General features: G+C 43.3%; 10 protein-coding genes. 8 read left to right on the top strand and 2 right to left on the bottom strand.

Annotation, left to right across the window (positions count from 1 at the left end):
- The first annotated feature begins 302 nt into the window (after positions 1 to 302).
- The gene (locus tag ACMXYT_RS08840) at positions 303 to 2,195 is read left to right on the top strand and encodes a propionyl-CoA synthetase (protein ID WP_415911337.1); all 1,893 of its coding nucleotides are present in this window, start codon (positions 303 to 305) and stop codon (positions 2,193 to 2,195) included.
- 81 nt (positions 2,196 to 2,276) lie between these two features.
- Here the strand turns inward: ACMXYT_RS08840 and ACMXYT_RS08835 are convergent, their stop codons facing one another.
- The gene (locus tag ACMXYT_RS08835) at positions 2,277 to 3,128 is read right to left on the bottom strand and encodes an SDR family oxidoreductase (RefSeq protein ID WP_415911336.1); all 852 of its coding nucleotides are present in this window, start codon (positions 3,126 to 3,128) and stop codon (positions 2,277 to 2,279) included.
- Positions 3,129 to 3,366: 238 nt separating this feature from the next.
- Here ACMXYT_RS08835 and pqqA point away from each other — a divergent pair, with 238 nt between their 5' ends.
- The 7 genes from pqqA to ACMXYT_RS08800 all read left to right on the top strand — a co-directional run bounded on the left by pqqA (position 3,367) and on the right by ACMXYT_RS08800 (position 11,407).
- Entirely contained in the window at positions 3,367 to 3,438 is a 72-nt protein-coding gene (gene pqqA, locus ACMXYT_RS08830) for a pyrroloquinoline quinone precursor peptide PqqA (RefSeq protein ID WP_003243383.1), read from the top strand.
- Between the two features lie 174 nt (positions 3,439 to 3,612).
- The gene (gene pqqB / locus ACMXYT_RS08825; protein ID WP_415911335.1) at positions 3,613 to 4,533 is read left to right on the top strand and encodes a pyrroloquinoline quinone biosynthesis protein PqqB; all 921 of its coding nucleotides are present in this window, start codon (positions 3,613 to 3,615) and stop codon (positions 4,531 to 4,533) included.
- Between the two features lie 32 nt (positions 4,534 to 4,565).
- Positions 4,566 to 5,333 (top strand): pyrroloquinoline-quinone synthase PqqC, encoded by a 768-nt coding sequence (gene pqqC / locus ACMXYT_RS08820; protein WP_415881390.1) that lies wholly within the window; start codon positions 4,566 to 4,568, stop codon positions 5,331 to 5,333.
- Positions 5,326 to 5,607: a pyrroloquinoline quinone biosynthesis peptide chaperone PqqD gene (gene pqqD, locus ACMXYT_RS08815; protein WP_415896305.1), complete on the top strand. Its 282-nt coding sequence runs from the start codon at positions 5,326 to 5,328 to the stop codon at positions 5,605 to 5,607. Before pqqC ends, pqqD begins: the two co-directional genes overlap by 8 nt.
- 207 nt (positions 5,608 to 5,814) lie before the next feature.
- Positions 5,815 to 6,993, top strand: a complete 1,179-nt coding sequence (gene pqqE, locus ACMXYT_RS08810; protein WP_415881388.1) for a pyrroloquinoline quinone biosynthesis protein PqqE — start codon at positions 5,815 to 5,817, stop codon at positions 6,991 to 6,993.
- 11 nt (positions 6,994 to 7,004) lie between these two features.
- Complete coding sequence (locus ACMXYT_RS08805; RefSeq protein WP_415911334.1) at positions 7,005 to 8,903, top strand: prolyl oligopeptidase family serine peptidase; 1,899 nt, start codon at positions 7,005 to 7,007, stop codon at positions 8,901 to 8,903.
- A 122-nt stretch (positions 8,904 to 9,025) separates the two neighbouring features.
- Positions 9,026 to 11,407, top strand: a complete 2,382-nt coding sequence (locus tag ACMXYT_RS08800) for a TonB-dependent receptor (protein ID WP_415911333.1) — start codon at positions 9,026 to 9,028, stop codon at positions 11,405 to 11,407.
- A 763-nt stretch (positions 11,408 to 12,170) separates the two neighbouring features.
- Here the strand turns inward: ACMXYT_RS08800 and ACMXYT_RS08795 are convergent.
- A complete protein-coding gene (locus ACMXYT_RS08795) occupies positions 12,171 to 13,238 on the bottom strand; it encodes a porin (protein ID WP_415898364.1) in 1,068 nt (355 codons plus the stop codon).
- Positions 13,239 to 13,545: the final 307 nt, after the last annotated feature.

Genomic DNA, 13,545 nt, shown 5'->3' with positions numbered 1-13,545 from the left:
TTCTTTAGTTTTAGTGCCAAATAATAGGATTGTCGACAATCCTGCTTGTTTACCGCGTATTTACTGATTTCTTTAAGTTTTTATTGATCTGGATTGTGCTTATAAATAGGCGTATCAGCCTTTTGTATTAGATTAAACAGAGATATTCTCAGTTAAAGTGTGTCTACACATTCGAGAAAGTGTCTACAATAAATAGTGTTTCGACAAATAATTCCTCGTAGAAGGAAGCTAATAACAAGAAACCATAAAAATCGCTTTCAGTGTCTACAATTCGTTAACTTATGGGAAAGAGGCCAGAGTGCATGACTTATAGAGCAGAATATTCTAAGTCTATTGAGGCGCCAGAAGAGTTTTGGAAAGAAAAGGCGCAAGATCTTAAATGGTTTAAAGCACCTGAAAAGATTCTATCGAAAGATGAGAACGGTATTGATCGTTGGTTTGCTGATGGCGAGATGAATACTGCCTATCTTGCATTGGATTACCATGTGGAAAATGGTCGTGCTGATACTACAGCGATCATCTACGATTCCCCGGTTACAGGTCAGAAGCGAAAGATTAGTTACCTAGAGCTAAGAGATGAGGTGGCTAAATTTGCAGGTGTTCTTAAATCTCAAGGCGTCGAAAAGGGCGATCGTGTAGTTATTTATATGCCGATGATCCCTGAAGCGGTTGTTGCAATGCTTGCCGTGGCGCGTTTAGGTGCAATTCATTCTGTTGTTTTTGGTGGTTTCGCACCTCAAGAGCTAGCTGTTCGTATCGATGATGCAGAGCCTAAAGTGATTGTTTCTGCTTCTTGCGGTATTGAGATCGCTAAAGTAATCGAATATAAGCCAATGCTTGACCAGGCTATTGAAAAATCAGCTCACAAGCCTGATGCATGTGTCATTCTTCAGCGTCCGCAGGTTGAGGCATCTCTAGTAGAGGGGCGTGATCTTGATTGGAACGAAGCGATGGCGTCTGCGGAACCTGCTGAGTGCGTACCAGTAAAAGGTACTGATCCGCTTTATATTCTTTATACATCGGGTACTACAGGTAAGCCTAAAGGTGTTGTTCGTGATAATGGCGGTCATGCCGTTGCCATGAAGTATTCGATGAAAGCTATCTACAACGTAGAAGCTGGAGATGTATTCTGGGCTGCTTCAGATGTCGGTTGGGTAGTAGGTCACTCTTACATTGTTTATGGGCCTCTACTAGCTGGTTGCTCAACAATTGTTTACGAAGGTAAGCCTGTACGCACACCGGATGCTGGTGCGTTCTGGCGAGTCTGCGAAGAGTACAAAGCTAAAGTGCTTTTCTCTGCGCCAACTGCATTTCGTGCGATTAAGAAAGAAGATCCTGAAGGTGAGCTGGTTAAAAACTACGACCTTTCAAATCTACAGTCAGTATTTATGGCGGGTGAGCGTCTTGATCCGCCGACTTATCACTGGACTATGGAAACGACAGGTAAGCCAGTTATCGACCATTGGTGGCAGACTGAAACCGGTTGGGCTATCTGTGGCAATATGACGGGTATTGAAACACTGCCGCCAAAAGCCGGCTCTGCAACAGTGCCTATTTCTGGCTTTAATGTGCAGATCCTAGATGCTGAAGGTAATGAGCTTCCAGCGGGTGAGCAGGGCTCTATTGCTGTGAAGCTTCCGTTACCGCCGAGCTGTTTCCCTACTGTTTGGGGTGACTTTGAACGTTATCGCTCAAGCTATCTGTCCGATTATCCGGGTTACTATTGTTCTGGAGATGGCGGCTACAAAGATGAAGATGGTTATGTTTTTATCATGGGTCGTACAGATGACGTAATTAACGTTGCAGGTCATCGCCTTTCTACCGGTGAAATGGAAGAGATTGTAGCGGGCCACCAGGCTGTTGCGGAATGTGCCGTAATCGGTGTAAACGACCCGTTAAAAGGTCAGCAGCCAATTGGCTTTGTGTTGCTTAAAAACGGCGTAGAAATTGACGAAGCGGATCTCGAAGCAGAGTTGGTTGCGCTGGTACGTAAAGAGATCGGTGCTGTGGCTTGCTTTAAGCGTGCAGTAGTCGTTGATCGTTTACCAAAAACTCGTTCTGGTAAGATTTTGCGTAAATTGATGCGTCAGATTTCTGCTGGTGAAGATTATGCTGTTCCATCAACGATCGATGATCCGACAAGTTTGACAGTCATGGAAGAAGTTATGGAAAGAAATGGTTTGGTTGGTATCTAAGTTAAACAGATAACTGTGGAAACTAAAAAAGCCGTCTGATATTCAGACGGCTTTTTTGTTGTTAGGTCGAGGGCTCTATGGTTATTGCTTGGTTTCTGACTTGGAAACTTTGTTTAGAATCCAGTCTAGAGCACAGGTTGGTAGCAAACGTTTAAGAATACCAAAGAGCCATGTGGGTGTAGTTACATAATAGCGAGGTCGAGGCTTTAAGCTGGTCAATGCGTGATAGAGCGCTTTGTATACGGCTTCAGGTCCCAGTGTGAAAGGGTCCTTGCTGTAATCGTTGTTGGTTTTTGCAAGGCGAGCTTCCACTGCATTATAGGTGTCTCTATGGAAGCTGTTTTCTCTGTCTATGTTTTTCTTGAAGGCAGAGAATGCATTAGCACGGAATTGGCTTTCAATTGGACCAGGCTCAATCAAGCTAACATGAATGTTGCTACCATCTAATTCCTGTCTAAGCGTGTCGGTCAGGCCTTCTAATGCAAATTTAGAGGCATTGTATGCACCTCGATATTGCATTGTGATAATGCCCAGCACCGAGCTATTTTGAATTATGCGCCCATGGTTTTGCTGGCGCATAAGCTTGAGTACTTTGCAGGTTAGCTCATGCGTACCAAAAAAATTGGTCTCGAACTGCTCGCGTAAAGTGTCTCTGCTTAAGTCTTCAACTGCACCTGGTTGGCCATAAGCGCCGTTATTAAAAAGGGCGTCTAGTTTTCCATCTGTTTGGCTTAGAACCCATTTAAGCGCTTCGTCTATCGAATTGCTGTCATTTAGGTCTAGCTTTGTGCTTCTCAGTCCCTCTGCAGTTAAGCGTTCAACATCTTCTTGTTTACGGGCTGTTGCAAAGACTTTGAAGCCAGCATCGTGTAGCTCTTTGGCGCAGTAGTATCCAATACCAGATGAGCAGCCAGTAATGAGTATGGAATGCATAGATGACTCTTAGGAAGTAGTTAAAGTTGGAAATTAATCTTAACTTGATTTTAGGCTTAGCTTTATGATTTTTAATGGTTTTTTATATTAATGGTGAATTTTGCCTGAAAAATACATTTTATCAGCTAACCTAAATAAGGTCGGAATTAATTCCAAAGTACCATACATGTCAAAGCGTGACCTACCTATTATCTGACTGTACATACCTTTCAATAACAAAAAACAGAGGAAAAGCATTATGTGGACTAAGCCTGCTTACACTGATTTGCGTATCGGTTTTGAAGTTACTATGTACTTCGCAAACCGTTAATAGCAAAGCTGTTACGTATTTTTAAATTACCCCGGCTATATGTCGGGGTAATTTATCTTGGAAGGACCCAAATCCCGTTCGAGGATTTTTCAAAGCAACTTTTCTTATGCGATCCTGCCTTTTTCCTGATATTTTACTGCAGGATGTCGACGGTTAATAAGTAGAAGAATAACAATGAAAGTACAAGTATTAGGCTCTGCCGCTGGTGGCGGTTTCCCTCAGTGGAACTGTAACTGCAAAAACTGCACAGGTGTTCGTGCAGGTACAATTAATGCAAAACCACGCACTCAATCTTCAATCACTGTAAGTGCAGATGGTGAAAACTGGATTCTTTTCAACACATCTCCAGATATTCGTGAGCAGCTAGCTAACTTTGGTCCTATGCAGCCTAATCGCTCAATTCGTGATACCGGTATCTCTGCAATCGTATATATGGATAGCCAAATCGATCACACAACAGGTTTGTTGATGTTGCGTGAGGGTTGTCCTCATAATATCTGGTGTACAGAGATGGTTGAACAGGACCTAACAACAGGTTTTCCTGTTTTCAACATGCTTAAGCATTGGAATGGTGGTAATAATATCAACCGTATTCCGATTGGCGAAAATGACAATACTTTTGTTATTCCTCAAGCGCCTGAGCTTAAGTTAACTGCTGTGCCGCTACTGAGTAGTGCGCCTCCATATTCTCCTCATAGAGATGACCCGCACCCTGGTGATAATATCGGTATTCAAATCGAAGACACTCGTACGGGTAAAAAACTGTTCTATGCGCCTGGTCTAGGTCAGATCGAGCCTCATTTACGCGCTTACATGGAGTCTGCAGATGTACTGTTAGTTGACGGTACTATTTGGCAGGAAGATGAACTTATCGTTACTGGTGTAGGTGATAAGTTAGGTGTTGCAATGGGTCATCTGCCTCAGTCTGGTGAGGGTGGCATGATTGAGTATCTGGATACGTTGGATAATCCGCGTAAGATTCTCATCCACATCAATAATACCAACCCGATTTTAGATGAAGATTCTCCTGAGCGTGCAGAAGTTGAATCTCATGGTATCGAAATTTCTTATGACGGAATGTCGATCGAGCTTTAATTTCGGGAAGTGTGTAGAGGTTAATATAAAAAATGAGTAGTGCAGAAGATAAACAGCCTTTAACGCGTGATGAATTTGAAAAGGCTCTAAGAGCTAAAGGTGATTTTTACCATACGCAGCATCCATACCATATAGCTATGTATGAAGGTAAGTCCACTCCTGAACAAATTCGTGGTTGGGTGGCTAACCGTTTTTACTACCAGATTAGCATTCCAGTAAAAGATGCGGCGATCATGGCAAACTGCCCGGATCGTGAGGTACGCCGTCATTGGGTTCAGCGTGTACTTGATCATGATGGTTTTGAAGGTGCTGAAGGCGGTATTGAGGCTTGGTTGCGTTTAGGTGAAGCTGTAGGTATGACTCGTGAAGAGATTTTATCTGGTGAGCATGTTTTGCCGGGTGTTCGCTTTGCGGTAGATGCATATATCAACTTTGCACGTCGTGCGACATGGCAAGAAGCAGCAAGCTCCTCATTAACTGAGATGTTTGCGCCAACGATTCATCAGAATCGTTTGGACACGTGGCCTGGTCATTACCCATGGATTAAAGAAGATGGCTATCAGTATTTCCGTAACCGTCTTACTGAAGCGCGCCGTGATGTAGTTCATGGTCTTGATATTACGCTTGATCATTATAAAACACGTGAACAGCAGGATCGTATGCTAGAGATCTTGCAGTTCAAACTTGATGTTCTGTGGACCATGCTAGATGCCATGACTATGGCTTATGAGTATGAGCGCGCACCTTATCACACAGTGACCGATCAGAAGGTTTATCACCGAGGATTATTTAATGACTGATTCGGTAATTTTTGTGGCATCTGATGTTCCTGTGTTGAACAATATGTTTCGCTTTCAGTGGGAGAAGGCTCAGGATTGTTATGTCCTGCTTTATCCTGAAGGGATGATTCAGTTAAATGGTCCTGCTGGCGAAATAATGGCGCTGGTTGATGGTGAGCGAGACGCAGCGAAAATTATTGCAGAACTAGAAGCTAAATTTTCTGATGCTGGAGATCTTTCTGGCGATGTTCTTGAGTTCCTAGCTGAAGCGAAAAAGCAAGGCTGGTTAGCTTAAATCTTAACCTGTCCCTTGCCATGCAGGGGGCGGGATCCTTCCTAAAATTATTCCTATATATCTTTTACTTACCTGTTATAGGTCATCTTTTTTGTGCGTTTATTTGGTGCTTTGGTAGTAGTTCATTGCTACCATTTAAGTCTGCACAAACTAGCTGTCGAGAGTGATGATAGCTATAGTTGATAATAATAATTTGTGAAAGATTTTATGACTTCTTCCTCTTGTAATGGCTCGCCTTCACGTCCAAATATTGGTCATCCTGTAGAAAAAACACACGGTCGCCCTTTATGGTTGTTGGCTGAGCTGACTTATAAATGTCCGCTGCAGTGCCCATATTGTTCTAATCCTTTGGATTTTGCTGACTTTGGCGGTGAATTAACAACACAGCAATGGTTAGATGTATTTCAGCAAGGAAGGGAGTTAGGGGCTGTTCAGCTTGGTTTTTCAGGTGGTGAGCCTTTAGTGCGTCAGGACCTTATTGAGCTAATCGGCGGTGCGCATGAAATGGGCTATTACACCAATTTGATTACATCAGGTGTTGGTCTTAATGAGCGTAAGATGGCTGAATTCCATAAAGCTGGGTTGGATCATATCCAAGTAAGCTTTCAGGCTAGCGATGAGTCTGTAAATAATATGGTTGCGGGTTCTCAAAAAGCATTCCAGCAAAAGCTTAAAATGGCTAGAGAGGTTAAGGCGCAGGGTTACCCTATGGTGCTTAACTTCGTGACCCATCGTCATAATATTGATCGTATCGATAAGATTATTGAGTTGTGTGTAGAACTTGAAGCTGATTATGTTGAACTTGCTACCTGTCAATACTACGGTTGGGCTTTCGAGAATGTGGAGCAATTGCTGCCAACTCAAGCGCAGCTCGAGCGAGCTGAACGTATTACTAATGAGTACCGTGAAAAATTGGCGGCTCAAGGTAATCCGATAAAGCTGATTTTTGTGACGCCGGATTATTATGAAGAGCGTCCTAAAGGTTGCATGAATGGTTGGGGGCAGGTGTTTCTAACCGTTACACCGGATGGTAAGGCGTTGCCATGCCATAGTGCGCGTATGCTGCCGCTAGATTTCCCAAATGTTAAAGAGATGAGTCTTCAGCAGATTTGGGATGATAGCCCTGGGTTCAATTATTTCCGTGGCGACGATTGGATGAAAGAGCCGTGTCGGAGTTGCGATGAAAAGGATAAAGATTTTGGTGGTTGTCACTGTCAGGCGTATATGCTCACAGGTGATATGCATAATGCAGATCCCGTCTGTTCTAAATCTGAGCATCACCATAAGATCGTTGAGGCTAGGCAAAACGCTGAGAAAGTCGTAAACAATCCTGATGATTTTGTCTACCGAAATGATCGTAATTCTCGGGTGTTTGCCAAAGGTTAATGTAAGTCACCATGCCGAATTCAAATTCACCTGGTTTTTGGTCTTCATCCCTATCAGAAGCTGATGCTATTAGTGCTGGTGTTGAATATAGTCAGCTACAGCTAAGTCAAAAAGGCGATCTTTATTGGGTTGAGCAGCGACCAAATGAGGGCGGTCGTTGCTGTATCTGTTTTGAATTAGAGTCTCAGTCGGGGGTTCATCGCGAGATAACTCCGCCTCACTATAGTGTGCAAAGCAAGGTCTATGAGTATGGTGGCAGAGGTTGGGCTCTGCTTGATGATTCGTTGGTGTTTGTTAATGCTAGTGACCAACAAATTTACAAGCAGAGGCTTAGCGGGCCTTGTGATGTTGTTCAGATAACTAATCATCCAAATACCCGTTATATTGAGCCTATATGGGATAAAACCCGAGATCGCTTGATCGCTATTCAGGAGATCCATGCTGAAACGGATGTTATAAATCGGATCGTTGCGATCAGTTTGTCTGATGACTCGGTAGAGGTTTTGGTCGAGGGTGCAGATTTTTATAGCTACCCTGTGATTAATCCGCAGGGATCTATGCTTGCATTTATTAGCTGGAATCATCCTCAGCAGCCTTGGACTTCAACTCAATTTTCTTATCTTGATCTAACTTCTTCAGAGCTCGATGGGTCTATCTCTATTGCAGGTCATAATTCTGAGGAGGCACTTTCTCAACCGTATTTTTCAGAAAAAGGTGAGTTGTATGTAGTTACTGATCGCTCTGGTTGGTGGAATATCTACAGGTGCGATTTGGATAGTCATGACTTGGTGCCAGTCGAGAAAGAGTCTTGCGATATGATTTCTGCGCCCTGGCAATCAGGCCTAACGCATTATGCTGAAATCTCGTCAAAAGTTGTTTCGATTCATCATAGGCATGAAGGGGCTGAAGTCATGCTTAATGGTGCCTCTTTAGTGCCTGATTTTAATTACTTTAAATCATTGGTCGCCGTTGGTAACTGGGTTTGTGTTGTAGCATCGGCTAATAATCAACTTGTTTCAGTAGTTAAAGTTAATACTGTGACTTCTGAAGTTAGAGTTGTTGCTGGTGGCGGTTCGCCATTAAATGAATCGGATTGCTCTCTAGCTCGGCCAATGAGCTTTTCAAAAGCGGAGTCTGCTTGTTTCGGTTATTTTTATCCTCCAGCTAATGCTAAATATTCAGTAGATAGTGCTTTGGCTCCTCTTGTTGTGTTTCTTCATGGCGGACCAACAGCTGCAACTTATCCTGTTTTGAATATGAAGATCCAGTATTGGACCCAGCGTGGATTTTCGGTATTGGATTTAAACTATCGGGGTAGTAGTAACTATGGTCGAACTTACCGCAATTGCCTTCAGCATCAATGGGGTGTTGTAGAGGTCGAGGATATTCAGTCAGCAATAGATGAATTGGTTGAGCTGGGCCTTGTTGATAAGGGGGCGGTTTTTGTTCGTGGTAACAGCTCGGGTGGTTTTTCTGCACTTAGTGCGGTTTATCAACTTGATTGTTTTGCGGCAGCTGCTAGTTTGTACGGGGTCACGGATCCACTAGTTCTTGACGGTTGTACGCATAAATTTGAATCAAGCTATCTTCACTGGCTTATTGGTGATCCGGTCGCTGAGGAGTCGGTGTACCGTGATCGTGCTCCTCTGGATAATGTTGATCGAATTAATTGCCCTGTAATTTTTTTTCAAGGAGAGAAGGATAGGGTTGTGTTGCCTGATCAGACCCGTGCAATGGAAAAGGCGTTGAAAGGCCGAGGGATTAAAGTAGAGGCTTATTATTTTCCAGATGAAGCCCATGGCTTTCGGGTGTCTGATACTGCTGAAGTAGTACTGAAAAAAGAACTGGAATTTTATCGTTCTGAGATGAATATGCATTCAACGGGTTGTGGTCCCAGCTTTCGGGATTAGGTTGGGTCTTTAGTATTACATCTATATTACATTGTTATGGGTAGGCAGCATAAAGGTCTTTATGACATTTCTATGAAAAAATAGCGTGGATAAGAAAAATATGTTCACAGGATTCATAGATAATGAGCTTGCAAAAAAAGTATTGGTTGCCATTGTTGGCAGCTGCTGCATGTAGCACTGCTGTTTCTGCAGAAGATGCAACCCAATTAGAAGGTGTTACTGTTATTGGTAATACGCCAATCTATGGTGTTGGCATTGAAAAAAATCGTATTGCTGCGGCTGTTCAGTCTGCTAATGCTGATGATCTAGAAAGGTCTCAGTCTCTAAATATTGCAGAGCACCTGCGTTATAACTTTAGCAGTGTTACGATTAACGAAGCGGTGAATAACCCGTTCCAGCCTGATGTTCAATATCGTGGTTTTACAGCGTCTCCGTTACTTGGTTTGCCTCAAGGATTGTCTGTTTACGTTAACGGTATTCGTTTTAATGAGCCGTTTGGCGATACAGTCAACTGGGATCTTCTTCCTGAAGGTGCAATCCAATCTGTAAATCTTTTCGCAGGTTCTAACCCAGTATTTGGTCAAAATACATTGGGTGGCGCATTATCAATCAAAACTAAAAACGGTTTTGATAATGAAGGCAATCAGATCGAAGCTTCTATCGGTAATGATGGTCGAATGAATGTAGAAGTTCAATCTGGCGGTAATGATGGTGAGTTTGGCTACTTTGTTATCGGTAATTACTACGAAGAAGATGGTTGGCGAGATCATTCACCTACGGAAGTTCAGCAAGGTTTGGCAACCTTAACTTGGCGTGGTGAAAACGGTAATAATATTGAGCTAACTGCGGCTGCTAACAACAACAAAATGATTGGTAATGGTGCTGCACCAATTGGCTTGTTGGAAGCTGAAGGTCGAGAAAGTATTTATACTCAACCCGACCAAACTGAAACAAATCTGGCGCTGCTTACGTTGAGCGGTGATACCTGGGTTGATGATAACACTCAGGTTGCAGGTAATGTTTTCTATCGTCGAAATAAAGTGAAAACTTTAAATGGCGATGATAGTGATTATGGTCTTTGTTATGTAGATGCAAACAACGAAAATCCATTGGCTGCTCCATTCGGTCCTAGTGTCAATGCTACGCTTTGTGAGGCAGAGGATGGTCTTGAAGCTGTAGAATTTCGTGGATTTGATGACGATGAGCATCTAGGTGATATTGATACGGATCTTCGTGATGAGCTGGTTGCGGATGATGAGGTGTTTGACGGAACGTTGAATACTTCTGAGACTAAAATGGAAAGCTTCGGTTTAGGCTCCCAGGTTACTTTCCTAGATGATTTCAATGGTAAGGAAAATCAGCTGACGGTTGGTGGTAGCATCGACTATTCAGAGATCGATTTTCAGTCTGATACGCAATTTGCTCGTCTTCGCAACGAAGAAGGTGAGGATCGCGGTGTTACAGGGATTGGTCTCTACGATAATGAGTCCAGTGTGCACCTAGAGACTGATGTTACTAATATCGGTCTTTTTGTTACAGATACTTTGGCTCTGAGTGAAAGGTTGGATCTAACACTGTCTGCTCGCTATAACTACACCAATATTGATATGGTTGGTATTGGCGAAGAAAACCTTGATTTAACAGGTAATCACTCCTTTAAACGCTTGAATCCAGCTGTTGGTCTGGCTTATCAAGCAAATGATCACATGAGTTACTACGGTAGCTATAGTGAGTCATCTCGTGCACCAACTCCTGCTGAGTTGAGCTGTGCTGACCCAGATGATCCATGTAAGCTTCCAAATGGTTTTGTATCTGATCCGCCACTTGAGCAAGTTGTAGCTAAGTCTTTTGAGGTGGGTGTGCGCGGTAATAGTGCTGGTTATGGTTGGTCTGCAGGCGCATTCCACACAATGAACCATGATGACATTATCTTCCAGAACGCGGGTACATTAGCTTCCGAAGGTTACTTTGCAAACGTTGGTAAGACTCGTCGTATGGGTATTGAGCTAGCGGCTAACAAAAAGTATGACAATGTTGCTGTAGGTATTTCTTACACATGGATGGATGCGACATTCCAAACACCGTTCAACTCTGTGAGTACCAACAATCCACAAGGTGATACTCGTCCAGTCGAGAAGGGTGATGCTATCCCAGGCCTGCCAGAGCACAATATCAAAATCGTAGCGGATTGGGCGGTAACGCCTAAGTTTGATCTGGGTGCTGAAGTAAATTACCAAAGCAGTCAGTTCTACCGTGGTGATGAGGCGAATGAAAATGAAAAAGTAGATTCATTTGCAGTCGTTAACCTGCGCGGTCAGTACAAGCTAACCAATAACGTTGAGTTGTTTGGTCGTATCGATAATGTCTTCGATAAAGACTATGAAACGTTCGGTGTCTACGGTGAGTCTGATGAGGTGCTTGAGGATCAAGGTATTGATGATCATCGCTTCGTAGGCCCAGGTAAGCCTCGTTCAGGTGTTATTGGTATTCGTGCACGATTCTAATTGTTCTGTTTAGATATGCTTAATGTGTATCTAATCCGCAGCCTTTTGTGACTAAAGCGCTGGCAGATTTGCCGGCGCTTTTTTATGCGGAAATTAAGCGCGCGTGAGGCTTTGTTTGTATTGGTGCTTAATATAAATGGGAGAAATAACAGAATTCTGTTGTGTTCATCTGGATATAACACAAACTTGTCTAGCCTCTAGCCTCTAGCCTCTAGCCTCTAGCCTCTAGCCTCTAGCCTCTAGCCTCTAGCCTCTAGCCTCTAGCCTCTAGCCTCTAGCCTCTAGCCTCTAGCCTCTAGCCTCTAGCCTCTAGCCTCTAGCCTCTAGCCTCTAGCCTCTAGCCTCTGGGAGTCTTGTCTAAAAAGGCGTCACTTATGGTCTGCGCCTAAAGTATTAGATGATTTCATTCTGTTGCAGAGCAGCAAATTTAGGGTGGTTAAAGGATAATTGTTTTATTCAAGAGCAGCTTATGTTCTTACATCCACTCTCTGGCTTTGAGTTTCTATCTAAGAGCTCTAACCGTCGTACTTCGCCTGCTTAGTTAGCAGGCTTTTTTTTGCCTGAAATAAAGCTTTTATAATCTTCTGAATAGCGAATAGCGAATAGCGAATAGCGAATAGCGAATAGCGAATAGCGAATAGCGAATAGGGTATAAGAAGTTAGAGGGGAATTATGGAAAGAGAGATAAAAAAGAAGGCCGCGGCTCTGGAGAAGGGGGGGACAGAGCAGCGGCCAATATCTAGCTAATTACTTTAAGAAGTAATTACCAGCTTAGTGCAGCACCTACAGCGATTTGTTTAGTGTCTTCACCTAGTGTTACAGAATCAGCAATATCGTACTCAGCAATCAGTTTTAGGTTGCTGTTTACATTGTACATGTAAGCAACAGATTGCATTTCGTCTTCAGCGCCAGTTGCTGTATCAGTTTCACCGTGAGAAAGGATGAAACGGTGATCGCCTGCTTGGTAAGCTGCCTGGATTAGGTAACCGTCAGTATCAGTTTCAGTAGTTAGTAGATCTGAAGCGAATACAGTAGAGATACCTTCCTGATCGAAACCAGAAGCTGTGAATTGGAAGCCGCCTACTGCAATGCGTGCACCGTAAGCAATACCGTGTGCGTCTACATCGTTAGCATCGTTTTCACCGATTGCGCCGCCGATCCAAGCGTTAAATTTACCGCCGTCGAAGTCAGTAGCGTAAGTGATTTCAGTTTCAAAGCGAGCACTGTTGTCAGTGTTAGCGTTGATTGTTTCACCAGATTCTGGGTCTAGTACACCAACAGCGATTTGGAAGCCGTTAGTTACAGGAGAGCGGTAAGTTACCTGTGCACGTGGACCAGCATATGGGTAACCAATAGAGATGTTACCTAGAGTAACTTCGTCAAGAACTGGAGTAGGAAGACCAGTACCTAGAAGAAGTTCGTCAGAGAAGATGTTAGAACGACCGTATAGGCCGAAATCTTTACCGAATAGTACCTGACCGAAGTCGCCGTCTACAGTAGCGTAGAACTGACGAACGTCGATAGCAGTGTCAGTGTTCTGAGTGTTGCCATCGTTGATAGTTACCCAGAAAGAAGAGCGACCGCCAACTTTTAGGTCGTCAATCTGCTTAGATACGTTGAAGCCGATGTAGTTAGGAAGGAAGCCCATACGTACGCGAGCTTGGTCTTCACCGTTTGCATCGTTGTCAGTGTGAACGTAGAAAGCGTTGAAGTGACCATCAGCAGAGAAAGTTGTGCCATCCTGGTTATACAGTTCAATTGCAGCGCTAGCGTGTGCGCTCATGCCCATTGCAACTGCTACAGCTAACAGCTTGGCTTTGTTATTTTTCATGTCGCCCCCAATTAAGGAATTTAGTTTGTTTAACGATGGAGGAGATTATCGGCAAGTGTTAGGAATGCTTACATGACCCTATAGTTCTTTTTAGATAGAACCATGGTTTGTGTATCAATTTAAGCTAAAGTCTTGAATTCTATGGGAGTATGGGTATTACATCTTAGGAGGTTGGCGGGTATTATATACTTAAGTGCACAAAAATTGTGCAGTGCAAAAATTCAATTAATGTTAATGATATCGATTATATGTTTCATTAATGTGTATGTCACTTTGGTCTAGTTAATGCTTCATGTAAACTTAATGA

It is taken from the genome of Neptuniibacter sp. QD37_11, assembly GCF_047778105.1.
GTDB lineage: Bacteria > Pseudomonadota > Gammaproteobacteria > Pseudomonadales > Balneatricaceae > Neptuniibacter.
Note: the sequence above shows the minus strand (reverse complement) of the source record. Positions and strands in the feature narration are given on the sequence as shown.